This is a genomic window from Acidimicrobiia bacterium, from assembly GCA_036271555.1.
GTDB lineage: Bacteria > Actinomycetota > Acidimicrobiia > IMCC26256 > PALSA-610 > DATBAK01.
In genome coordinates, this window is sequence record DATBAK010000039.1 from 47,140 (window position 1) to 69,852 (window position 22,713).

Annotated in this window: 24 protein-coding genes; 9 read left to right on the plus strand and 15 right to left on the minus strand. The window is 70.5% G+C overall.

Annotated features, from left to right (window positions below; all coding sequences use genetic code 11):
- Window positions 1-40: 40 nt before the first annotated feature.
- Together VH914_10750 and VH914_10755 are read right to left on the minus strand one after the other, a co-directional pair.
- Window positions 41-550 carry a DUF664 domain-containing protein gene (locus VH914_10750; protein ID HEX4491675.1) on the minus strand — a complete coding sequence of 170 codons (510 nt, stop codon included), beginning with the start codon at window positions 548-550 and terminating at the stop codon, window positions 41-43.
- A gap of 118 nt (window positions 551-668) precedes the next feature.
- Window positions 669-1,436: a hypothetical protein gene (locus VH914_10755; GenBank protein ID HEX4491676.1), complete on the minus strand. Its 768-nt coding sequence runs from the start codon at window positions 1,434-1,436 to the stop codon at window positions 669-671.
- Between the two features lie 90 nt (window positions 1,437-1,526).
- Between VH914_10755 and VH914_10760 the strand changes: the two genes are divergently transcribed.
- Window positions 1,527-2,111, plus strand: coding sequence for a DUF1802 family protein (locus tag VH914_10760; GenBank protein HEX4491677.1), 585 nt, complete (start codon window positions 1,527-1,529; stop codon window positions 2,109-2,111).
- A 100-nt stretch (window positions 2,112-2,211) separates the two neighbouring features.
- Here the strand turns inward: VH914_10760 and VH914_10765 are convergent, their stop codons facing one another.
- Window positions 2,212-2,433 carry a hypothetical protein gene (locus VH914_10765; protein ID HEX4491678.1) on the minus strand — a complete coding sequence of 74 codons (222 nt, stop codon included), beginning with the start codon at window positions 2,431-2,433 and terminating at the stop codon, window positions 2,212-2,214.
- Between the two features lie 71 nt (window positions 2,434-2,504).
- Here VH914_10765 and VH914_10770 point away from each other — a divergent pair, with 71 nt between their 5' ends.
- Together VH914_10770 and VH914_10775 are read left to right on the plus strand one after the other, a co-directional pair.
- Entirely contained in the window at window positions 2,505-3,626 is a 1,122-nt protein-coding gene (locus VH914_10770) for a homogentisate 1,2-dioxygenase (GenBank protein HEX4491679.1), read from the plus strand.
- Entirely contained in the window at window positions 3,626-4,510 is an 885-nt protein-coding gene (locus tag VH914_10775) for a fumarylacetoacetate hydrolase family protein (GenBank protein HEX4491680.1), read from the plus strand. Before VH914_10770 ends, VH914_10775 begins: the two co-directional genes overlap by 1 nt.
- A 242-nt stretch (window positions 4,511-4,752) precedes the next feature.
- Here the strand turns inward: VH914_10775 and hppD are convergent, their stop codons facing one another.
- Together hppD and VH914_10785 are read right to left on the minus strand one after the other, a co-directional pair.
- Window positions 4,753-5,874 carry a 4-hydroxyphenylpyruvate dioxygenase gene (gene hppD / locus VH914_10780; protein HEX4491681.1) on the minus strand — a complete coding sequence of 374 codons (1,122 nt, stop codon included), beginning with the start codon at window positions 5,872-5,874 and terminating at the stop codon, window positions 4,753-4,755.
- Window positions 5,871-6,710 (minus strand): hypothetical protein, encoded by an 840-nt coding sequence (locus tag VH914_10785; GenBank protein ID HEX4491682.1) that lies wholly within the window; start codon window positions 6,708-6,710, stop codon window positions 5,871-5,873. Before VH914_10785 ends, hppD begins: the two co-directional genes overlap by 4 nt.
- A gap of 129 nt (window positions 6,711-6,839) precedes the next feature.
- Here VH914_10785 and VH914_10790 point away from each other — a divergent pair, with 129 nt between their 5' ends.
- Window positions 6,840-7,346: an Lrp/AsnC family transcriptional regulator gene (locus VH914_10790; protein ID HEX4491683.1), complete on the plus strand. Its 507-nt coding sequence runs from the start codon at window positions 6,840-6,842 to the stop codon at window positions 7,344-7,346.
- A gap of 440 nt (window positions 7,347-7,786) precedes the next feature.
- Here the strand turns inward: VH914_10790 and VH914_10795 are convergent, their stop codons facing one another.
- The 4 genes from VH914_10795 to VH914_10810 form a co-directional block, all read right to left on the minus strand.
- The gene (locus tag VH914_10795; GenBank protein HEX4491684.1) at window positions 7,787-8,230 is read right to left on the minus strand and encodes a hypothetical protein; all 444 of its coding nucleotides are present in this window, start codon (window positions 8,228-8,230) and stop codon (window positions 7,787-7,789) included.
- 133 nt (window positions 8,231-8,363) lie between these two features.
- The gene (locus tag VH914_10800; GenBank protein ID HEX4491685.1) at window positions 8,364-9,086 is read right to left on the minus strand and encodes an endonuclease/exonuclease/phosphatase family protein; all 723 of its coding nucleotides are present in this window, start codon (window positions 9,084-9,086) and stop codon (window positions 8,364-8,366) included.
- A gap of 9 nt (window positions 9,087-9,095) precedes the next feature.
- Entirely contained in the window at window positions 9,096-10,226 is a 1,131-nt protein-coding gene (locus tag VH914_10805) for an acyl-CoA dehydrogenase family protein (protein HEX4491686.1), read from the minus strand.
- Between the two features lie 31 nt (window positions 10,227-10,257).
- Complete coding sequence (locus tag VH914_10810; GenBank protein ID HEX4491687.1) at window positions 10,258-11,445, minus strand: acyl-CoA dehydrogenase family protein; 1,188 nt, start codon at window positions 11,443-11,445, stop codon at window positions 10,258-10,260.
- Between the two features lie 175 nt (window positions 11,446-11,620).
- Between VH914_10810 and VH914_10815 the strand changes: the two genes are divergently transcribed.
- Together VH914_10815 and VH914_10820 are read left to right on the plus strand one after the other, a co-directional pair.
- Window positions 11,621-12,229: an MBL fold metallo-hydrolase gene (locus tag VH914_10815; protein HEX4491688.1), complete on the plus strand. Its 609-nt coding sequence runs from the start codon at window positions 11,621-11,623 to the stop codon at window positions 12,227-12,229.
- Window positions 12,230-12,280: 51 nt separating this feature from the next.
- Entirely contained in the window at window positions 12,281-13,231 is a 951-nt protein-coding gene (locus VH914_10820) for an aminoglycoside phosphotransferase family protein (protein ID HEX4491689.1), read from the plus strand.
- A gap of 1 nt (window position 13,232) precedes the next feature.
- On the opposite strand, the gene VH914_10825 is transcribed toward VH914_10820, so the two are convergent.
- The 6 genes from VH914_10825 to VH914_10850 form a co-directional block, all read right to left on the minus strand.
- On the minus strand, window positions 13,233-15,611 hold the full coding sequence (locus VH914_10825; protein HEX4491690.1) for a hypothetical protein: 2,379 nt from the start codon (window positions 15,609-15,611) through the stop codon (window positions 13,233-13,235).
- A 64-nt stretch (window positions 15,612-15,675) separates the two neighbouring features.
- Window positions 15,676-16,152, minus strand: a complete 477-nt coding sequence (locus tag VH914_10830; protein HEX4491691.1) for a DinB family protein — start codon at window positions 16,150-16,152, stop codon at window positions 15,676-15,678.
- A complete protein-coding gene (locus tag VH914_10835; GenBank protein HEX4491692.1) occupies window positions 16,149-16,511 on the minus strand; it encodes a rhodanese-like domain-containing protein in 363 nt (120 codons plus the stop codon). Before VH914_10835 ends, VH914_10830 begins: the two co-directional genes overlap by 4 nt.
- A 74-nt stretch (window positions 16,512-16,585) precedes the next feature.
- Complete coding sequence (locus VH914_10840) at window positions 16,586-17,494, minus strand: ABC transporter substrate-binding protein (GenBank protein HEX4491693.1); 909 nt, start codon at window positions 17,492-17,494, stop codon at window positions 16,586-16,588.
- A gap of 92 nt (window positions 17,495-17,586) precedes the next feature.
- Window positions 17,587-18,312: an ABC transporter permease gene (locus VH914_10845; GenBank protein HEX4491694.1), complete on the minus strand. Its 726-nt coding sequence runs from the start codon at window positions 18,310-18,312 to the stop codon at window positions 17,587-17,589.
- Window positions 18,312-19,010 (minus strand): ABC transporter permease, encoded by a 699-nt coding sequence (locus tag VH914_10850; GenBank protein HEX4491695.1) that lies wholly within the window; start codon window positions 19,008-19,010, stop codon window positions 18,312-18,314. The genes VH914_10845 and VH914_10850 overlap by 1 nt, the downstream gene beginning before the upstream one ends.
- 102 nt (window positions 19,011-19,112) lie before the next feature.
- Between VH914_10850 and VH914_10855 the strand changes: the two genes are divergently transcribed.
- The 3 genes from VH914_10855 (at window position 19,113) to egtD (ending at window position 22,711) form a co-directional block, all read left to right on the plus strand.
- Window positions 19,113-20,300 carry an ATP-binding cassette domain-containing protein gene (locus VH914_10855; GenBank protein ID HEX4491696.1) on the plus strand — a complete coding sequence of 396 codons (1,188 nt, stop codon included), beginning with the start codon at window positions 19,113-19,115 and terminating at the stop codon, window positions 20,298-20,300.
- Between the two features lie 99 nt (window positions 20,301-20,399).
- Window positions 20,400-21,692, plus strand: a complete 1,293-nt coding sequence (gene egtB, locus VH914_10860; protein ID HEX4491697.1) for an ergothioneine biosynthesis protein EgtB — start codon at window positions 20,400-20,402, stop codon at window positions 21,690-21,692.
- Window positions 21,693-21,742: 50 nt separating this feature from the next.
- Window positions 21,743-22,711 (plus strand): L-histidine N(alpha)-methyltransferase, encoded by a 969-nt coding sequence (gene egtD / locus VH914_10865; GenBank protein HEX4491698.1) that lies wholly within the window; start codon window positions 21,743-21,745, stop codon window positions 22,709-22,711.
- Window positions 22,712-22,713: the final 2 nt, after the last annotated feature.

Genomic DNA, 22,713 nt, shown 5'->3' on the forward strand with positions numbered 1-22,713 from the left:
CGACCCTCGCGAAACGGGGCTCGGTCGGGCGGATGCGGCGTTATCGGCCGGTTCGGCCGTCGAGCAGCTCGCGCGTGATGTCCATGTGCCCCGCATGACGCGCGAGCTCCTCGACGAGATGCGTGACGACCCAGCGCAGCGTCGTCGGCCGCGTCGGTCCGCGCGACGCCACGTCGAACGACGGCGCCGCGTCGAGCACCGCGTCGGCGGCCGCGGTCTCGAATCGATGGAACGCGACGACGTCGGCGACCGACCATCCGTCGGGCAACTCGAACATGTGCGCGCGCCACTTCATGTCCATCGCCTCGCCCGCGAAGATCGCGCGCAGCCACAGTCGTTCCGCGTAGCCGCAGTGCACCGCGATCGCGCCGAGCGAGTTCGCGGTCGGTGCGGGCCGCCACCGCAGCTGCGCGTCGTCGAGATCTTCGAGCTTGAAGAGGACGCTCGCGCGCAGGTGCACGAGCCACGCGCGCGCCATCGTCATCTCGCCGGCCGGGGTCGCCTCGTCCGGCCGCGGCACACTCATCTCCGGCGGCTTCTCGTGGCTCATGCGCTCGCTCCTTCGCCGGCTCCCCTTCGGGTCGCCGACTCGCACGCTCGCTGGCGAGCCTCGACGCTCGCTCCGCTCACGCCTTCGGCCGCGCGCGCGAGTCGATGCGCGCGTGCGATCACGGCTGCTGTCGATCGAGCCAGCCGAAGAGCATCGCGATCGCGCGCGGGTCGTGTCGCAACCGGTGACCGCCGTTCTGCACGATGCGCAGCTCGGCGCGCGGCCCACCGTTCGACGCGAGCTTGCGCGAGTCGTCCACCGGCACGACGTCGTCGTCGGATCCGTGCACGACCAGCCACTCGCGCGGCGTGACGCGGCCGGCGGCCGCGAGCGGATCGAGGTTCGCGATCGCGCGCGTCCACGCGACCGAATCCGCGGGATAGCCCTCGGTTCGGAGCACTCCCCCGCGGCGCGCGTACTCGAGGAACCACGCGGGATCACGCACCCATTCGCGCAGCGACGCGGGTGCGGCGAACGTCGCGAGCCCGCGCACACGATCGTCGTCGGCCGCGGTCACGATTGCGATCGTGCCGCCGAGACGGAACCCGACGAGCCAGATGCTGCTGATGTCGGGTCGCTCGTCGAGCGCGTCGACCGCGGCGCGCGCGTCGGCGAGCCAGCCGTCGATCGAGAAGTCGCCCTCCGACGTGCTGGTCCCGCGGTACGCGAACGTGAGCGCGGCCCAGTTCGTCTCGCGCGCGATGCGCTCCGCGAGCGGCGGGTACGTCTGCCCGGCCATCGCCGCGCCGCCCGCGCCGCGCGGAAACCCCGCGAGCAGCACGAGACCCGGCACCCGTTGCACGCCCGCAGGCCGCGCGAGGTGCGCAGTCAGGCGCAACCCTTCCGAGAAGATCTCCTCCAACTGCCCTCCGTCGCGCGACCACATGGTCGCATGCTCGCTCCCGACGACACCGGGCGTCGCCGGTTGCACCGCCGACCGCTCGCCGGCTCCGACCGGTCTCGTATCCTGGCCCGCGTGACCACCGCCGCGGCGACTCCGGCACTGAAGGAATGGGCGGTCATCGTGCACGCGCTGCTCGAGGGCGAGCAGGTCGTCGACGTGCGCAAGGGCGGCCTGCGCGAAGACGGCCGCCACTTCGCGCTGCAGTCGGACCGCTTCTACCTGTATCCCACTGCGGAGCACCAGAAGCCGGAGCTGCTCAAGGCCGCGTATCGCCGCTGGATCGACCTCGCCCCGGCGGCACCGGTCGGCGAGTCGATCACGATCCCCGGCTGGGCCGAGGTCGTCGAGTCGGTCACGATCACCGAGCCCGAGCAGCTCGCCGCGATCGACGGCAAGCTCATCTGGACCGGCGACTACGTCGAGAGCCGCCTCAAGTGGAAGTCGCGCGATCCGCTCTGGGTGCTCGTGCTGCGGGCACATCGCTTCGACGAGCCGCTCACCGTCGGGTGGGACGACGCGTACGGCGGCTGCACGTCGTGGGTGGAGCTCGCGGGGCTGCCCCCCGACGCTGCATCGGTGCCGTCGTCGCCCGCGCTCTCCGACGTCGCCTTCGAAGCCCGCAAGCAGGGCGTGATGGACGCCGTCACGCCGGCCTGACCGCTGCGACCGTGGCTGAGCGCGCGAGCAGAGCGAGCGGCGCGGCCTCGCTCACTCCCGTCCCGCGTCACGGAGCGGCGAGCGCAGCGAGCGCGACCAGCTAGCGCGCAGCCTTCTTGATCGACGTGTGGGCGTGGTAGCCGCGGTTGCGGGCCTCGGCGAGCGTGTCGGGAGCGAACGCCGCGAACTGCTCCGACTGCACGAGCTCGTCGATCGCGGCCGCGACCTCCGGGTCGGAGTCGATGAGCTCCATGTCGTAGACGACCTGGCGGCGCTTGTCGCCGAGGTAACGGGATTCCTCGAAGGCACGCGGTCGGGTCACGGCGGCGCACGATAGCGTCGGAGCCGTCGCGGGCCGCAACGCACCAACCAGCACACCCGAGCGAGGCTGCGATGAGCGACGGCGCGTCACCCCAGTGGATCCGCGGCACCACGTCGCGCCAGGCCCACGCCGACCTGCCGCCCGGCACCGTCGAGGAGGAGCACGGGCGCGAGGGCTTCACCGGCCGCGCCAGCCACCTCTACCGGATGCACGCGCCGACGGGCTGGCGCTCGATCCGCGGTCCGCTCCAACCCCACGCGCTCGACACGGCGACCGTCGGGCCCGACGACGGCCTCGCGGCCGCGCTGCTCGAGAACGACGACGTGCGCATCGGCTTCTGGCCCCTGCCGGCGGGCGGCACCGACTGGTTCCTGCGCGAGGCCGACGGCGACGTCTGCTACTTCGTGCACGAGGGCACGGGCACGCTCGGCACCGAGTACGGCCCGCTCACGTACGCGCCGGGCGACTTCCTCGTCGTCCCACGCGGCACGACGCACCGCTTCGAGTGCGAGACCGCGACCGGCGCGCTCTGCGTCACCGCGCTCGAAGGCAGCCTCTCGCTCCCCGACCGCGGCCTGCTCGGACGGCACGCGCTCTTCGACCCCGCGATCCTCGAGGTGCCCGAGCCCGCGCCGCGCGACGAGGCCGGCGACTTCGAGGTGCGGGTGCGCCGCGCCGGCGCGACGTCGACGCTCGTGTACCCGTTCCACCCGTTCGATGTGATCGGGTGGAAGGGCGACCTCGCGCCGGTACGGCTGCACGTCGACGACTTCCGCCCGGTCACCTCGCCGCGCTATCACCTGCCGCCGTCGGCGCACACCACGTTCGCCGGCAGCCGGTTCGTGATCGCGACGTTCGCGCCCCGACCGTTCGAGACCGATCCCGGCGTGCTGCGGGTGCCGTTCTTCCACCGCAACATCGACTACGACGAAGTGATCTTCTATCACCGCGGTCAGTTCTTCAGCCGCGTCGGGATCGGCGCGGGGATGATGACGTTCCATCCCGCGGGCATCCATCACGGTCCGCAACCGGGCGCGATCACGCGTGCTGCGGAACGCGGACCCGGCGGCGAGACCGACGAGGTCGCGATCAACATCGACGCGCGCCGGCCGTTGCGGTTGACCGGCGCGGGCGCGGCCGCCTCGGTCGCCGACTACGCAAACTCCTGGCGCGATCCGTCCGTCTCCGACTGATGCGCTGGGCGACCTTCGTCGCGCCGGGCGACGCCCGCGCCCGTGCCGGACTCGTCGTCGACGACGCGATCCACGCGCTGGCGCCGGCGACGGACCTGCTCGCGCTGCTCGGCGACGACGGCACCATCCTCCACGACGCGGCGCGCCGCGCCGAGCGCCAACCCGACTTCGTGATCCCGCTCGCCGACGCGCGCCTGCGCGCGCCGATCCCGCGCCCGCCGAGCGTGCGCGACTTCTACGCCTTCGAGCAGCACGTCCGCACCGCACGCGAGCGGCGCGGTCTGGAGATGGAGCCCGACTGGTACGAGCTGCCCGTCTTCTACTTCTCGAACCCGGCGTCGATCGTCGGCGACGGCGACGACGTCGCGATGCCCGACGGCACCGCAGAGCTCGACTTCGAGCTCGAGGTCGCGGCCGTCATGGGTGGCCCCGCGCGAATCGCGGGCTTCACCGTGATGAACGACTGGAGCGCGCGCGACATCCAGCGCCGCGAGATGAAGCTCAACCTCGGTCCCGCGAAGGGCAAGGACTTCGCGACCACGCTCGGCCCGTTCCTCGTCACGCCCGACGAGCTCGAGGACGCCGCGCGCGACAAGGCCTACGACCTCACGATGACCGCGAGCGTGAACGGCCGCGAGTACTCGCGCGCGTCGCTCGCCGACATCTACTGGAGCTTCGACGAGATGATCGCCTACGCGGCGCGCGGCACGACGCTGCGCGCCGGCGACGTCATCGGCTCGGGAACGTGCGGCACCGGCTGCATCCTCGAGCTCTCGCTCGTGCACGGCGTCGATGCCTACCCGTGGTTGCAGCCCGGCGACGAGGTGTCGCTCACCGTCGACCGCCTCGGCACGATCACGAACCGTGTGCGGCAGGAAAGCTGAGGCGTCAGGAGCGGCGAGCAAAACGCGTGCGCCAGGACGGGCGGGTCGCTTCGCGTCCCGGCGAGCCGAAGACTGAGGCGTCAGCAGCAGTGAGCAATCGTGGGCACCAGGACGGCCGAAGGCTGAGGCGTCAGGAGCAGCGAGCGAAACGCGCGCGCCAGGACGGCCGGGTCGCTTCGCGTCCCGGCCGAGCCGAAGGCTGAGGCGTCAGCAGCAGCGAGCGAAGCGAGTGCGACCAGAAATCACAGATTGCCGCGCGCCGCTTGCGCGCGCTCGATGGCCTCGAACAGCGCCTTGAAGTTGCCCTCGCCGAAGCCACGCGCGCCGAAGCGCTGGATGATCTCGACGAACACGGTCGGCCGGCTCGCGACATTCTCGGTGAAGATCTGGAGCAGGTAGCCGTCGTGATCGCGGTCGACGAGGATGCCGAGCGGCGCGAGCGCGTCCCATGGCACGTCGAGGCCGCCGAGGCGAGCGCGCGCATCGTCGTAGTACTCCGGCGGCACGTCGAGGCAACGGATGCCGCGCGCCCGCAGCGATTCGACGGTCGAGACAATGTCGTCGGTCTTCAGCGCGAGGTGCTGCACGCCCGGCGAGCCGTAGTAGTCGAGGTACTCCTGGATCTGGCTGCGCTTGCGGCCGTCGGCCGGTTCGTTGATCGGCATGACGACGCGATCGCCGTCCCAGACCACCGTCGACTCGAGCGCCGAGAACTCCGTCGTGATCTGGTCGGCACCGAAGTGCGTGAGCTGGCCGAAGCCGAACACGCGCTCGTAGAAGTTGACCCAGTTCACCAACGCGCCGCGCTCGACGTTGCCGACGACGTGGTCGATCCCGGTCAACCCGACCGTCGGCGCCGCGACCGCGAACGACTCGACCGGCTCGAAGCCCGGCGGCAGCTCGCGCGCGTCGTCGCGCTCGATGAGTCCGTGCACGGTGTCGCCGTAGGTCGCGACCTTCGCGGTCGCGTAACGACCCTTCCCGTCGTCGGCCTTCGCGGGCGCGCGCACGCCGGCCGCGCCGCGCTCGACCAGCGCGCCATAGGCACCGGCGCAGTCGTCGACTCGGAGCGCGACCGCGCGCACGCCGTCGCCGTGGCGGAGAACATGACGCGCGATGTCGCCGACACCGTCGAGCCCGCTCGTGATCACGAAGCGGATATCGCCCTGCACGAGCAGGTACGACATCGCGTCGGGATCGCCGGTCTCGGGGCCGCGGTACGCGACGACGTCGAAGCCGAAGCCGTTCGCGAAGTAGGCCGCGGTGTGGCGGGCGTTGCCCACCCACCATTCGACGTGGTCGAAGCCGTGGAACTTCGGCGCCCGCGCCTCGGTGGCGTCCGGCGACTCGACGGTGAGCGTCATGCGCGTCCCCCCGCACTCGATCGATCGGTGTTCAACCCGTCCCAGAACGCGCCGACCGCGTCGAGCATCTCGTGCCCGCCGCCGAGAAAGGCCCGCTCGTCGAATCCCGGCACGAAGAACACCGCGGCGAGGTCGTCGTCGGTGTGCGCGGCGTGCTGGTCCTCGACCCGGTCGTGCCACGTCCAGAACGCGAGCGGGAGATCGGGGCACTCACGCGCCTTCACGATCTCGAGCCCGTGGATGAGCTCCTTCCAGAAGCCCGCCGCGGCCCAGTGCTCGACCGCGTACGACGCGCCCTCGCCGATCGACGGATCGTCGGATCCGTAGAGCCGCAGCAACGCGTCGCAGAAGTCGAGCGTCGCGGGCGTCGCGACCGCGCGCCGGCCGAGGTCGGCGAAGTCGAGCCCGAGCGGACCGGCGAAGCGCAGCAGCCACTCGAAGTGCGCGGCCGCGAACTTGAACCGACTGCCCTCGATCGTCCCCTCGGTCGCGACGAGCTCGGGGTCGACGCCCGGAGCGGTCTCGGTCGGGCGCGGCGTGGGCGGTCGGAACACCACGCCGAGCTCGTTGAGGAGGATCTCCTTGGCGGCGTGGTACGAGTCGAGGGAGCGGGCGTTCAGCACCCGGCGCAGCTGCGCCTCGAGGAACTGGTGGCTGAACACCGAGAACTGGACCGTGAGATGGCGGACGTCGTCGAGGGTTGCGGCGCCGGTCTCGAACCACGCCGTATAGGCGTTGGCGACGACGACCGGGTGCTCCTGCACCGTCGTTGCGGCGCGGTCTCGGAACTCGGTGAGTCCCGGCGCCGGCGGGGCGAGGGCATGGGTCGCGACCATTGCCGACCTCCTTGGTACGCGAATCGACTCGCCCATGGTCGGCGGGCCCACCGATCGAGTCAACCGGCCGGCGTTCGTCTGTACGATTCGTGCAGCATTTCAGCCGATCAGGGGGACATCTTGGTCATGATGAGCAGCCCGCCCGGCCGGGAGCCCGAAGCGGCCCGCATCGACGACCTCGACGCCCGCCTCATCGCCCATCTCGCGGCCACGCCCCGGGCGGGGGTGATGGAGCTGGCGCGCATCCTGCGCGTCGCCCGCGGCACCGCGCAGGCCCGCCTCGACAAGCTCATGGCGCGGGGCGTGATCACCGGCTTCGGCCCCGACGTCGACCCGATCGCGCTCGGCTACGGCGTGATGGCGTTCACCACGCTCGAGATCGCGCAGGGCCGGCTCGCCGACGTGGTCGCGCACCTCCAGGCGATCCCCGAGGTGCTCGAGGCGCACGCGATCACCGGCCCCGGCGACCTCCACGCGCGCCTCGTCGCCCGCACGAACCGGCACTTGCAGGACGTGATCAACCGCGTCCTCGAAGTTCGCGGCATCAATCGCGCGACGACGCAGATCGTGCTGTCGGAGCAGATCCCGGCGCGGGTGCTCCCCCTCGTCGCCACCGCCGGCGAGCGCGCCGACTGAGCCGCCGCGATGCGCCGCCGCCTTCGACTTTGCGACCGTGAGTGCCCAGAAGGGATACGGAATGTCGCAAAGTGGGGGCGAGCTCGCGCGCTGCCGCCCCGAAGCGCCCCGAAGCGCGACTCGGGGGCGCCACCACGACGCCCCCGAGTGCACTACGACTGATTCGAATCCGCCGAGGCTGACACACCGGTGGGACCGAGTCCGGTAAACGTTCGGCGGCGGTGCGGCGGTGGGTTTCCGCCGGGGTAGTCCAGCCAACGGCCCTAGCGGCCGCGCACCTCCGAGGTCCCAGATTTATCGTGCATGCTCTGGACCACCTCCTTTCTTCGGTCCGATGTTTGTAGCAGATCCGGAGCAGGCGCAGCAGCCGAGATCCAGTGCCGCACGCAACGGCGAACCGCACGCGCCTGCGACCATCAGAATCGGGAGGTGGTCTTCGATCAGCTTCCGGGTGGATCGGCGCGTCGGACCGGGCCGACCGCGCCGATCGCGCGCAGGTACGCGAACTGCGTCTCGACGACGGCGTAGACCTGCTCGGGCAGGTACTCCTCGCCCGTCGCCTTCGCCCGCTCCAGGATGTACTCGACGGTCTCCGCGCCGCCGACGACGACGTCGCCGTGCGGCTTCGCGCTCGACCCGTTCGCGGCGACGCCCTTGCGCTGGAAGAAGTCGATCTGGAAGCCGAGGATCCGCCGCACGTCGGCCTCGGTCAGCGTCGCCGCGACGATGTCGGGAAGCTTGGCGACGATCCACTCGAGCGCCTCGTCCATCCGGAACAGCGGCGGCGGCGGCTCCTTGGCGAGCCGGCCCGCCTCTCGGGTCACGACGAACGCGGCGATCGCGAGCACGAGCCCGAACGCGAGCAAACCACCGGCAAGAACCACGCGCCGACCCTACCGAGGCACCTGCGACACGGTCGCATGCTCGCTCGTCGCCGACGTTCTGCCGCCCTCAGTGGTCCTCAGTGGTACTGCGTTGTTCGGCGATACGCCGACAACGCAGTACCACTGTCCGCACCTAGACCGCGAGCCGAGCCCTTACGGCACGGTGGTCCGAGCCGAACGCGGGGAGCACCTCGGCGTCGAGGCACTTCACCGCGTCGTTCACGAGGATGTGGTCGATCTGGCTGTGGGGCCGGTGCGCGGGCCATGTGCGGCCGCGCACCGTGCGCCGCCAGCCGTCGCGCAGCGTCGCGACGACCCCGGGGCCCCAGAAGTTGAAGTCGCCGGCGACGATCGCGGGCTCCGCCCCCGTCGGCAGCTGCGGGCGCAGCCGCGCCATGTGCATGAGCGGCGCGCCGAAGTAGAGCTTCGAGCTCGTGTGCACGCCGACCAGATGCACGCGCTGCTCGCCGACCGCGAGGTCGACCTGCAGCGCGGTGCGCGGACCGGCCGGGTCGCGAAACGCCTTGCCCATCGGGAGCTCGCGGCGGTCGAGGACGGGCAGCCGCGTCGCGATCGACAGACACCACACGCCGGCCGACGGTCGCCAGCCGCGTCCCGTCGTGGTCGACTGGAAGACCTTCCACCGCTTCATCGGCATCATCTCGACCTGATAGCCCGCGTCGACGAGACCGTCGAGCATGCCGCGACCCGAGTCGACGCGGAACGTCTCCGGCAACACGTATGCGTCGGCGTCCCAAGCGAGCAGCGCGGCCGCGACGTCGTACGGGCGTCGGTAGGTGCGCTGGTAGCCGTAGCCCCAGTGCAGGTTGGCGCTGACGATCGTGAGCTCGGCCAGAGCGAGTACCTAGATCCCGATCCGTTGCGCGAGCAGCTCCCGGTGGTACGTGGCGTCGCCGAGGAAGATCTCGGAGCTCTTCGCGCGCTTGAAGTACAGGTGCGCGTCATGCTCCCAGGTGAACCCGATGCCGCCGTGGATCTGGATGTTCTCGGCCGCGCAGTGGAAGTACGCGTCGGAGATGTAGGCCTTGGCCAGCGCGGCGACGACGGGCAGCTCCTCGTTGTCCTCGGCCGCGGCCCACGCCGCGTAGTACGCCGCCGACTTTCCGGACTCGACCTCGAGCAGCATGTCCGCGCACTTGTGCTTGATCGCCTGGAACGAGCCGATCGGGCGGCCGAACTGCACGCGCACCTTCGCGTACTCGACCGACTGGTCGAGGACGAACTGCGCGCCGCCGATCATCTCGTTGGCGAGGCCGACCGCGGCCTGGTCGAGCGTCTTGCTCAGCGCGGGCCAGCCGGCACCGGGCTCGCCGAGCGGCCTCGCCTTCACACCCGAGAACTCGAGCTTCGCCTGCTTGCGGGTCTGGTCCATCGTCGCGAGCGGCGTGCGTGTGAGCCCTGCGGCGTCACCGTCGACGGTGAAGAACGCGATGCCGTCGGTGCCCGACGTTCCCGCGAGCCGCGCGGCCACGACGATCAGGTTCGCGGTGTGCCCGTCGATCACGAACATCTTTTCGCCGTCGAGCGTGTAGCTGTCGCCACTGCCCTTGGCTTCCATCGTGACGCCCGCGCTGTCCCACTTGCCGTTGGGCTCGGTGAAGGCGAGCGTCGCGATCGTCTCGCCGCTCGCGATGCCGGGCAGCAGCGCCGCCTTCTGCTCGGCGGTGCCCGCGTTGAGGATCGCGTTCGCCGCGAGCACGACGCTCGAGAAGTACGGCGCGCACAACAGGACGCGGCCCATCTCCTCCAGCACGATCGCGAGCTCGACGAACGTGAAGCCCTGCCCGCCGTACTCCTCCGGGATGTGCAATCCCTGGAGCCCGAGCTCCTGACCCATTTGCTTCCAGACCGCGGGGTCGTAGCCCTCGGTCGTCTCCATCAACCGCCGCACCTCGGCCGACGGCGACTTGCCCTCCAAGAACCGCCGCACCGTCTGGCGCAGCTCTTCTTGCTCGTCCGAGAAGGCGAAGTTCACCTGGGATCTCCTTGTTGTGAAGAGCGCTGTGTCAACGGGGCTCACGCGGGAGCCCGAGCACCCGCTCGCCGATGATGTTGCGTTGGATCTCGCTGGAACCGGCGTAGATCGTCTCCGCGCGGCTCGCCATGAAGCTGTGGTGCAACTCGTCGAGCTCGTAGTCGCCGCCGGGCTTGCCGCCGATGACCATCGCGTCGGTGCCGAGCACCGCCATCTCGGTCTCGCCGAGCGCGCGGTGCCACGACGTCCAGTAGAGCTTGCCGATGCTCGCCTGCGGACCGATGACGCCGCGCTGCACCAGGTCGGTGAGCATGCGCATGCCGTTGTAGCGCATGATCTGCACGCCCGCGTAGTGACCCGCGAGGCGTTCGCGGATCGCGGGATCCTGCGCGCTGCCGTTGCGCTGCGCGATCTCGATGACCTCGGCGAGCTCGCGCTCGAAGCCGAGCTGCTGCGACATGAACGCGGTGCCCCGCTCGAAACCGAGCGTCGCCATCGCGACCTTCCACCCCTGCCCGACCTCGCCGAGCACGTGGTCGCGCGGCGTGCGCGCGCCGTCGAAGAAGACCTCGTTGAACTCGGCCGAGCCGGTCATCTGGCGCAGCGGCCGCACCTCGATGCCGGGCTGGTGCATGGGCACGAGGAGGTACGACAGCCCGTGGTGCGCGGTCGAGCCGGGCTCCGTGCGCACGATCGCGAAGCACCAGTCGGCGCGGTGCGCGAGCGTCGTCCAGACCTTCTGTCCCTCGATCACCCACTCGTCGCCGTCGAGCGTGGCGCGGGTCTGCACGTTGGCGAGATCGCTGCCCGCGTTCGGCTCGGAGAATCCCTGGCACCAGAGCTCGTCGGCGGCCTGGATGCGGGGCAGGTGCCGGCGCTTCTGCTCGTCGGTGCCGTAGGCGATGAGCGTCGGCGCGAAGAGGCCCTCTCCGAAGAACGACACGCGCGCCGGCGCGTCGGCCTTCGCGTACTCCTCCTGGAAGACGACCTGCTGCGCGAACGACGCGGCGCGGCCGCCGTACTCCTCGGGCCACGACAGGCCGACCCAGCGGTCGCGGCCGAGCAGCCGCTCCCACTCGAGGCGCGTGTCCCAGCCGGTCTCGTCGGCGGGACCGCCGCGGCTCCCGAGCGTCGCGAACTCACCCTTGAGGTGCTCGGCCAACCAGGCCCGCACCTCGGCGCGGAAGGCCGCCTCCTCGGGCGAATCGCGGAAGTCCATGCGGCTGGCGACGCTAATGGACCGAGCGGTCAAGTATCCAGGTGGTGCGGTGCTCATGCGGCTCCGAGCTGCGGTGCTCGATCCCGATGCGCGCACGATGGACGCGAAGCCGACCGCGCCTCCGCTCTCCGCCGTCGACGCCTCGGCCGACGGCCCGCACCGATACGCTCTTCGCGTGCGTCCGGCCCACTACGAATCGACCGCGGTGCGGGTCGACAAGGTCGTCGTCGGGCCCTACGAGAACAACGCGTACGTCGTGCGGTGCACGGCGACGGGCGACGCGATCCTCGTCGACGCCGCGAACGAGCACGAGCTGCTCGTGCCGTTGTGCGAGGCACTCGGCGTGCGCCGCGTGCTCACCACGCACGGCCATTTCGACCACATCCAGGCCGTCACCGCGTGTCGCGACGCGGGTCTCGAGGTCGGGGTCGCCGCCGAGGACGCCAAGATGCTGCCGTCGTACGACTTCGTGATCGCCGACGACGACGTGATCGCGGTCGGCGACCTTCGCCTGCACGCGATCCACACGCCCGGCCACACGCGCGGCTCGACCTCGTTCGTGCTCGACGGCGAACCGCTCGTGTTCACCGGCGACACGCTGTTCCCCGGCGGTCCCGGCAACACGAAGTTCGAGGGCGCGAGCTTCGAGCAGATCATCGACTCGATCGACCACCGGCTCCTCACGCTGCCGGTCGACATGCTCGTGCTCCCCGGCCACGGTCTCGACACGACGGTCGGCACCGAACGGCCGCACATCCAGGAGTGGGTCGACCGCGGCTGGTAGCGCGCGGTGCCCGGGCCCCGAAACCCTGCTGGGGCGGAGGGGCGGTTCGACGTGAGCACCGGGCGGCATCCGAATCACCGCGAGCTCGCGTCGCTGCCGCCGGAGTTGCGGCGCACGACGGTGCCGCCCGCGGTGCGCGACTGGATCGCACGCGCGACGGGCGCGTCGGTCGTGCGCGTCGACCGGCTCGCGGGCGCGTCGTCGACGGCTGTGCACGGCCTCACCCTCTCCGACGGCGCGCGCGCAGTGCTGCGCCGCTACGTGTGGCCCGGTTTTCTCATCGACGAGCCCCTCGCGCCGGTACGCGAGGTCGCTGCCTTGCGGTTCGCGCACGCGCGCGGGTTGCCGGTTCCCGAACCGATCGCAGCCGACGCGACCGGGGCTGCGATCGGCGACGGCATCCCCGCGCTCCTGATGAGCTTCGTACGCGGACGCGCGATCGCGGAGCCCGACCTGCACGCGCTCGCCGAAGTTGCGGCGACGATCCACTCGATCGACGCCGACGCGCTCGGGCACGACTACTTCCCCTGGTACGAGTCGTACGACCTGCGGCCGCCCGCGAGCTCGACGTGGCCCGAGCTGTGGGAGACCGCCGACGCGCACCGGCGCGCCGCGCGGCCGCCGTACGAGCCCCGCTTGATCCACCGCGACTTCCACCCCGGCAACGTGCTCTGGTCGCGCGGCCGCGCGACCGGTGTCGTCGACTGGGCCAACGGCTGCCGCGGCCCGTGGGGCTGCGACATCGCGCACTGCCGCGCCAACCTCGTGTCGCTCTCCGGTCCGGACGCGGCCGACCGCTTCCTCGCCGAGTACGAGGCGCTGACCGGTCGGCGCTACGACTGGTTCTGGGAGATGGCGTCGATCCTCGAGCACGATGCGGAGTGGTGGACGCCGGCGCGCCTCGCGGAGTCCGAGCCGCGGCTCGCGCGCGCAGTCTCCGAGATCACGACCTTGCCCCGACGACCGTCCCGTCGACGCGATCGCGGCGCCGCGCGTCCATAGGTCAGCCGACGGGAACGGGCGCCTCGGCGAGCGGCGCGGGCGGCTCGTCGGCGGCGATCGGTGACGACCAGCGGCCGACCGCGGCGTGCAGCGCGGCGACGACGTAGCAGAGCGCGCCGCAGAGCGTCGCGACGCGGAAGCCGAGGAACAGCGCGATCGCGACGCCGAGCACCGACGCGACGACGGAAGCGAGTCCGTTCACCGCCCACGCGTACGGAATCGCGGTCGCGAACTGCGCCTCGAGCCGGTGGATGCCGATCGGCATCGCGAGGCCGAGCAGGAACCCGACCCCTCCGATCACGACGACCGACACCAGCAACCGCAGCGCGAACGGTTGACGGATGAGCGCGGCGAGCAAGGGCTGCAACGCGAACGCGAGCACGACGAGCACGCCGATCGCGCTCGTGAGACCGATCAGCAGCACGCGACGGTTCAGCCCGAACCGCGGGGTCATGTACGCGCCGACACCGGAGAACGTGAGCAGCGCGAACAGCACGACCGACAGCGAGTACGTCGGGAACCCGAGGAACAGCACGAACCGTTGGATCAACACGATCTCGGTGAGCAGGTACCCGAGCCCGATCGCGCCGAAGAACACGAGCGAGCTCGCGCTCGGCGCGCCGCCCGAGCGCCGTAACAGCACGAGCGGTGCCGCGAACGCGACGAGCCCGCAGCCGAGCAGCGTCAGCAACGTGACGAGCAGGATCGTCACCGGATCGTTCTTCGGCGCGCCCGCGGGCGGGTTCAGGATCGAGCCGAGCTTGCGCATGCTGAAGAAGAACGGCTGATCGTCGGTCGGCGGGCACACGTTGTACGTGTAGCTCTTGCAGAACGTCTGCCAACCCTGCGTGTGGATCGTGGCCCACTCGGCGTCGTACGGGCCGCCCGGTGCGAACATCACGCTCGAGTTGCGCTGCGCCGCGAGCGTCTTCAGCGCGTCGAGCTCCGCGGGCGTCCACGGCCGCAGGCGCGCGAGCACGGTCTCGAACTCGGAGCCGAGCAGGTCGTGACCGCGCAGCACGACGACGTTGCGTTCGGGGTTCGAGATTCCGCGGTGCTGCAACGCACCCAACGCCAACACCGTGACGCGCACGGCCTCCGGGCCCACCAGGTGCCGCAACCGGCTGACGCTCAGGATGCCGTTCGGGTCGAGATGGTCGAAGTACTCCTCGAACGCCTCGCGCGTGTAGAGGTTGCTCTCCGTGAGCGCGAAGCCTTCGGCCGAGTCGGCGCTCAACGTGTCGGTGAACCCGATGTGGATCTCGTTGTACTTGGTCGAACGGCGCGCGAGCACGGCGCGCCCGTCGCCGATGCTCGTGCTGACGTGCGGCCGCGAATACGGCGATCCGGAGAACGACCCGAGCTGGTGGTCGACGAGGTCGCGGATCGCAGCGTTCAGCTCGATCACGTCGACGTTCCCGATGCCCGACGACAACGCGTTATAGATGTCGCGTCCACCACCGCCACCGATGATGAGCGCGCGTCCGCCGCGTTCGAGCGAGAAGCCCACGCTCTGCGGCCCGAGCGAGAGGTCCTTCCAGTTCGGCAGCTTGCCGTTCACGACCGCGGGGACCGGCGCCCACGCCTGGTCGTACACGATCGCGCCACCGCTGCCGCGCCCGGGCCCGACCTTGTACCCGAGCACCCGGCTGAGCGGCGTCCACTTCTCACTCACGCTGATGTGGTTGCCGGTGAAGTAGTTGCGCGGCATCGCGACGAGCCCCGTGGTCAACGACAGCGTGAACAGCACGACGGCCGTCACGAGCCCGACGCCTGCGGTCCAACGCATGCGCGCGGCACCGGCTCCGGACGCGGCGAAGAGCAACGCGGCCGCGGCGACGACGACACCGAGTCCGACGAGCAACGCCGGGGGCTTGATGATCGCCATCGCCGGCACCGAGATCAACGCACCGATGCCCGCGCCGACGAGATCCGCGCTGTACACGCTGCCGATGGCGGCGCTGTACGAGCGGATCGCGAGCGTCACGACGACACCGGACGCGAACGCGGGCAGCGCCGCGAGAACGGTCGCGAGCGCGAGCGTCCACGCGAAGTTCCCCGACGGCCCGGCGCCCGACTGGTAGCCCTGGCTGAAGTGCAGGCGCACGATCACGAGCGCGAGCACGACCAGCAGCGCGGCGTAGATCAGCGACCACGTCGCCATGTTGATCTCGACCGAGCGGCGTTCGAACCACGTCGGTCGCGCGTACACATAGAGGCCCGCCGCGCCGATACCGAGCAACGAGAGCGAGATCGCGAGGAACCCGTAGTGGTAGGCGAGCTGCGCCGCGAGGGTCCGGGTCAGCGCGACCTGGAAGGTGAGGCTGCTGCCGGTCACGAGGGCCAGCGCGCTCAAGACGCGCACGCCGGGCCGACTCATCGGCGAACTCTATCCGTGGCCGTCGGCGCGCTCCCGGGATGCGCGCCGCGCCTTCCGGCGCGACTCAGTCGTCGGTCACGCCGTCGATCTGCTCCCGCAGGATGTCGCACTGGCCTGCGTGGCGCGCGATCTCCTCGATCATGTGCGCGCAGATACGGCGGAGCGAGATGCGCTCGTCCTCGCCCGGGTTCTCGCGCGCCGCGCGCGTCGACAGATCAGGGCAGGCGCGCACGATGTCGTCGCTGCGCGCGCACTCGGCGCGGTACGCGGCAACGAGCTCGGCGCGCGTCACGCCGCGTGGCACCTCCATCGAGTAGTCGCGCTCGAAGTCCTCGCCGAGGAACACGAAGCGAAACCAGTGCGCCTCGACCACGGTGAGGTGCTGGACGGTGCCGAGCAAGTTGGTTCCCGACGGCACACCCGGCCGCCGCGCCCGCTCGTCGTCCACGCCCTCCGACGTTCGTACCACCGCGTTGCGCATCTTGTTCATGTAGTGAATGAGGACGTCGCGCTCGTTGCCGACGAGGTCCGGCTGCGTCACGCCGGCGCCGTCCGATCGGTGCAGGTTCCTGCGGGCACGATCGGCAGCCCCGCGGCGCGCCACGCGCCGAACCCGCCGTCGAGATCGGTCGCGCCGGCGAGTCCGAGGTCGAGCAAGGTCGCGGCCGCGAGGCTCGACGCGTAGCCCTCGTTGCACACCACGATCACCCTCTGGTCGCGGTCGCGCAGCTCCGGGATCGCGACCGCCGGAGCAGACGGCGCGAGGCGCCACTCCAACACGTTGCGGGCGACCACGATCGCGCCGGGGATCTCACCATCGGCCGCGCGCTGCTCGATCGGGCGCGTGTCGACGACGAGCGCGCCCGCGTCCAACGCGCGCGCGGTCTCTTCCGCGGTCACGCGCACGAAGCGCGCACGCGCGGCCGCGAGGAGTTCGTCTGCATTCCTCGCGGCCGCGTGCACTTCGGCTCCCGTTACGACGACAGCCCTTGGTCCTTCAACCACTGTGAGGCCGCGTCCTTCGGGTCGAGCTTCTGACTGCCGTTGATCTCGGCGTTCAGCTTGTTGTACTCGTCCGTCGTGAGCTTCGCGTTCACCGCGTCGATCGCGCCGCTCAGGTCGCTGCTGTCGACCGACTGCCGCCACACCGCGACGACGGCGTCCGCGGGTTGCAGGCCCTTGTCGTCCTGCAGCTGCACGAAGTCCTTGTCGAGCACGCTGCTCCCGGAGAACAGCAGGCCGACCTGGATGTCGCCGTCCTCGAGCGCGGAGTCCGTGATCGGACCGCCTTCGTCGAGCTTCTTGACCGTCTTGAAGTGCAGGTCGTACAGCGCCTGCTCGGTCGCGCCGAGGCACAGCGGACGGTCCGCGCACTCCGGCGGCCCGCCGAACGTGAGCTGGTCGGCGATCGGCTTGAGGTCGGAGATCTTCGTCAGGTGGTACTTGTCGGCCGTCGCCTTCGTCACGTAGAACGCGTTGACGTCGATCGCGGTCGACGGCGGCGACACGTCGAGCTTGTCGGCCTTGAGCTTCGTCGAGAGCGCGCTGTTGACCGCGGCGGGATCGCTCGTCGGCGCGCCGTTCAAGTACGTGAGCAGCGTGCCCTGGTACTCGCCGTAGAGGCCGATGCTGCCGTTCTTGATCGCGGCGTAGGTCTGCTCGGTCGGACCGACGTCCTTGTACGAGACTGTGAATCCCTTCGCCGCGAGCGCGCCGCCGTAGATGTCGGAGATCAACTGCGCGGCGGGAAAGTTCTTCGCGCCGACGACGATCTTCTTGTCCGACGACCCGGTGCCGGAGCCATTGCTCTTGCTGCTCCCGCACGCGGCGAGCATCGCCAACGCGACGACCATCGCGCCGAGCGCGAGACCGCGTGTGCGCATTCTGGGCTTGCGATACATGGGCGAAGCCTCCCTGGGCTGGGTGACGAACCACCCGGAACCGCCCCGGGCGAAGCGCAAACCCTAGGGCGAACTCACCGCGGGCGCGCCAAGCCCATCTCGAGCCGGTCGCGCGCCCGCAAGCCCGGTGACACGACGGCGTGTTGCGCGCCGGCCAGCGCGGTTTCCACCACGAGCGCGAGCGCGGCGACGAGCAGCGCGCCCGCGAACACCTGCACGTTGTCGTTCACGGCAATGCCGATGTTGATCGGCGTTCCGAGCGTGTCGTATCCCGTCCACGAAGCGAGCGTCGCGGTGGCAACCACTCCCAGCGCCGCGGTGCGGATGCCGGCCATGACGAGCGGCAGCGCCACCGGGAGCTCGACGCGCCACAGCACCTGGAGGTCGCGCATGCCGAGCCCGCGCGCCGCGTCGACGAGCTCGGCGTCGACCGCGCGCATCCCGACGTAGGCGTTCGTGAGGATCGGCGGCATCGCGAGCAACACCAGCGCGAGGAACGTCACCGCGGAACCGGTCCACGCCAGGCCGCGCGGCGAGCGGATCCCGAAGGCGGCGACCGCGAGCACGAGGACCGCATACGTGGGCAGCGCGCGTCCGGCGTTGGCGACGTTGATCGCGACGACACCGCCGCGGCGGTAGTGGCCGAGCAACAGCGCGATCGGCAGCGCGATGACGATCGCGACGATCATCGCCGCGGCCGACACCTGCACGTGCTGCCGCAGCTCGTGGATCAGTCCGTCGCCGCCGAACCAGTTGTCGCCGGTCGTGAGCCAGCCGAAGACGTGCGCGACGAAGTGCATCAGCGCTCCCCCGCGCGCGACCAGGGTGTCGCGAGTCGCAACAATCCGAGGAAGCCGAGGTCGGCGACGACCGCGAGCGCGATCGACAACACCGTGCCGACGACGATCGGCGTCTTGAAGAACCCGCGCTGCTCGCCGTCGACGATGAAGCGACCGAGCCCGCCCTGCCCGATGAGCGCGGTGACCGTGACGAGGCCGATCGTCGACACCGTCGCGATGCGCACCCCCGCGACGATCGCGGGCAGCGCCAGCGGTAGCTCGACGCGCAGCAGGCGGCGGTTGCGCGTGTAGCCCATGCCGTCGGCCGCATCGAGCACGTCGTGCGGCACCGAGTCGAGCCCCGCGACGACGTTCCGCACGAGCAGCAACAGCGTGTAGAGGACGAGCGGCACGATCGCGGTCGTACGCGTCAACCCGAAGATCGGCACCATCAGACCGAACAGCGCGATCGACGGCAGCGTGTACAGACCGCTCGTGATCCCGAGCGTCGGCCCGTACCAACTCCGGTGCCGTTGCGTGAAGATCCCGAGCGGGAACGCGATCAGGAATCCGATCACCACCGCGTACGCGGTGAGCACGATGTGCTCCTCGAGCCGATGACCGATCTCACCGGGATGCGTCGAGATCCAGTGCCACCAGATCCACGAGCCCGAGCCGTTCACCGCGAGCACGGACGACACGCTACCGTCGAGCCCCATGCGGCTCCGACCTGCGGCGCGATCCGCACGCGTCGACGTCCCGCCCACGGTGACCGCGCCTGCGGTCTGCGCCTAGCCCTTCCGGCCGGGAGGAGCTCCTGCGTGATCCGGCTCGACGCGGTGAGCAAGCGCTACGGGAACGGCACCGTCGCGGTGAACGAGCTGACCCTCGACGTCGACGCGGGCGACATCGCCGTGCTCGTCGGACCGTCGGGTTGCGGCAAGACGACGATCCTGCGGATGGTCAACCGGCTCATCGAGCCGACGAGCGGGCGCATCTACCTCGACGACGAGGACGTCACGACCGTCGATCCGGTCGGCCTGCGGCGCCGCATCGGCTACGTGATCCAGCAGGTCGGTCTGTTCCCGCACCAGACGATCGCAACGAACGTCGCGACGGTGCCGCGCCTGCTCGGTTGGAACCGCGCGCGCGTCGAGGCGCGCGTCGACGAGCTGCTCGCGATGGTCGGCCTCGAACCGCGCGACTTCCGCGATCGCTATCCGGCACAGCTCTCCGGCGGTCAGCGCCAGCGGGTCGGCGTCGCGCGCGCACTCGCCGCCGATCCCCCCGTCCTGTTGATGGACGAGCCGTTCGGTGCGATCGATCCGATCACGCGCACGCGCCTGCAAGACGAGTTCCTGCGGCTGCAATCGGAGCTGCGCAAGACCGTCGTGTTCGTGACGCACGACATCGACGAAGCCGTGAAGATGGGCACTCGCATCGCGCTCCTCAACGTCGGCGGTCATCTCGAGCAGTACGACTCGCCGGCGCGCATCCTCGGCAGTCCCGCGACGGATTTCGTCGCCGACTTCGTCGGTCGTGACCGCGCGTTGAAGCGACTTCAGGTGACGACGATCGCCGACGTCGACGTCGAGCCCGCACCCGTCGTCGCACCCACCACGAGCGCGCCCGACGTCGCCGCCGCGCTCGACCGCGCCGGTGCAGAAGTCGCGCTCGTCGTCGATCCCGCGCGACCCGACGACCTCGCGGTCACCGGCCGCTTCGTCGACGGCACCGCCGGCACCCACGCGGAGCCGATCGCGACGATCGCGGCGAATGCGAGTCTCGAAGCCGCGCTCGCGCTCGTCCTCCTCGGCGAGAGCGGGCAGGTCGCGGTGCTGGTCGACGGCCGTCCGGGCGGAGTCCTCACGATGTCCGGGATCCACCGCTCGCTGCGACGCTCCGTCGACGACGGCGCGTTCCCTGCGTCATCCGACGACGCGTCGGGTACCGAAGTCGACGTGACCGACCCCCGCGTGCAGGAGGGGGTCGCGACGCGACAAGACTGACCGCCGATCGAAGGAGGTCGCGATGACTGCCAGACAATGGCTCGCTCCCGTTCGCAACCTGAGGTGGGTCTCCGCTCACTTCGGCCACCGGTGATCGCGATGACGACCACCAGCAACGCGTCCCGTCCTCGTCTCGCGTCGACCGCGGAGCTGCGCGCCGAACTGCTCGCGACGTATCGCCGCGTGCGCGCACTCACCGAAGCCCTCGCGTGTCCGCTCTCTCCCGAGGACCAGACGGTGCAGTCGATGCCCGACGTCAGCCCTACGAAGTGGCACCGGGCCCACACCACCTGGTTCTTCGAGACGTTCGTCCTCACCCCGCACGTCGCGGGGTACGAGTCCCCCGACTCGGCCTACGCCTACCTGTTCAACTCGTACTACGAGCAGGTCGGCGAGCGTCATCCGCGCGCCGAGCGCGGTCTGCTGTCGCGTCCGTCGGTCGGCGAGGTCGGCGCGTACCGCCGTCATGTCGACGCCGCGATGGACGAGATGTTCGCGACGGCGGACGACGACGTGTTCGCGTGCGTCGCGCACATCGTCGAGACCGGGTGTCATCACGAGCAGCAACATCAAGAGCTCCTGCTCATGGACATCAAGCACGTGCTGTCGTGCAACCCGCTCGCCCCGCGCTACGACGTGAGGGCGCCGTTCGGTGTGCACGGCGGCGCGCGCGACGCGCGCTTCGTGAGCTTCGACGGCGGTCCCGTCGAGGTCGGCCACCACGGCGACGCCTTCTCGTTCGACAACGAGACACCGCGCCATCCCGTTCTCGTCGAGCCGTTCCGTCTCGCCGACCGGCTCGTCACCGTCGGCGAATGGAAGGCGTTCATCGCCGACGGCGGCTACACGGAACCGACGCTCTGGCTGTCGGACGGTTGGGCGACCGTGCATTCGCAGGGATGGATCGCGCCGCTCTACTGGCACGCCGACGACGGCGACTGGACCGTGTTCACGCTCGAGGGCCGGCGTCGGGTCGACGACGCCGAACCGGTCGTGCACGTGAGCCACTACGAAGCCGACGCGTTCGCGCGCTGGGCCGGCGCGCGTCTGCCCACCGAGTTCGAGTGGGAGCACGCGGCGGGTCAGTGCGACACCGCGCGCGAACACGAGCTGCACCTGCATCCGCGAGCTGCGAACGGATCGTCGACGCTCGCGCAGCTCGACGGCGAGGTCTGGCAGTGGACCGCGAGTGCCTACCTCCCCTACCCGCGCTTCGCGCCGGCGGCCGGCGCGATCGGTGAGTACAACGGCAAGTTCATGAGCAACCAGATGGTGCTGCGCGGCGGCGCGTGCATCACGCCTCCCGGACACACCCGCACCACCTACCGGAACTTCTTCCCCCCGTCGGCGCGTTGGGCATTCTCCGGCGTCCGCCTCGCCGCCGACGCGTAGTCACTGCCCGTCGTCTCCCGCCCGCCCCCAGTCCAGGAGAGTCGCGAGCCATGACGCTCACCGTCGACGTCCATCTCGAGCCCATCGATGCCACCGACGCATTGCGCGCCGACGCCCGGCGCGGCCTCACCTCGGTGCCGAAGGAGCTGCCGCCGAAGTGGTTCTACGACCACCGCGGCTCGCTGCTCTTCGACCAGATCACGCGCCTTCCCGAGTACTACCCGACGCGCACCGAGCGTTCGATCCTCGCCGCGCACGCAGGCGACATCGCGCGCGTCGCGCACGCCGACACGCTCGTCGAGCTCGGATCGGGCACCTCGGAGAAGACCCGGCTGCTGCTCGACGCACTGCGAGATTCCGGAACGCTCACGCGATTCGTTCCCTTCGACGTCAGCGAGACGATGCTGCGCGACGCGGCGGCGTCCGTCGTCGCGGAGTATCCCGGCGTCGACGTGCACGCGGTCGCGGGCGACTTCGAGCGTCATCTCGATCGCATCCCGCGCGGTGGCCGCCGGCTCGTCGTGTTCCTCGGCGGCACGATCGGCAACCTGCTGCCCGACGCGCGCGCACGCTTCCTGGCCGAGATCGCGTCCGGCCTCGGTGACGGCGACGCGTTCCTGCTCGGTACCGATCTCGTCAAGGACCCGATGCGGCTCGTGCGGGCGTACGACGACCACGCCGGGGTCACCGCCGAGTTCAACCGCAACGTGTTGCACGTCCTCAACCGCGAGCTCGGCGCCGACTTCGACGTCAGCCGCTTCGCGCACCTGGCGCGCTACGACACCGAGCACGAGTGGATCGAGATGAACCTCCGCTCGCGCGTCGGGCAGGTCGTCACGATTCCGGCGCTCGATCTCGTCGTGCCCTTCGCGGCGGGCGAGACGATGCGCACCGAGGTCAGCGCGAAGTTCCGCCGCGAGCGAGTCGAGCGCGAGCTCGCGGCGGCAGGGCTGCGACTCACCGAGTGGTGGACGGATCCCGCGGGCGACTTCGCGCTCTCGCTGTCGGTTCCGAGCTAGCA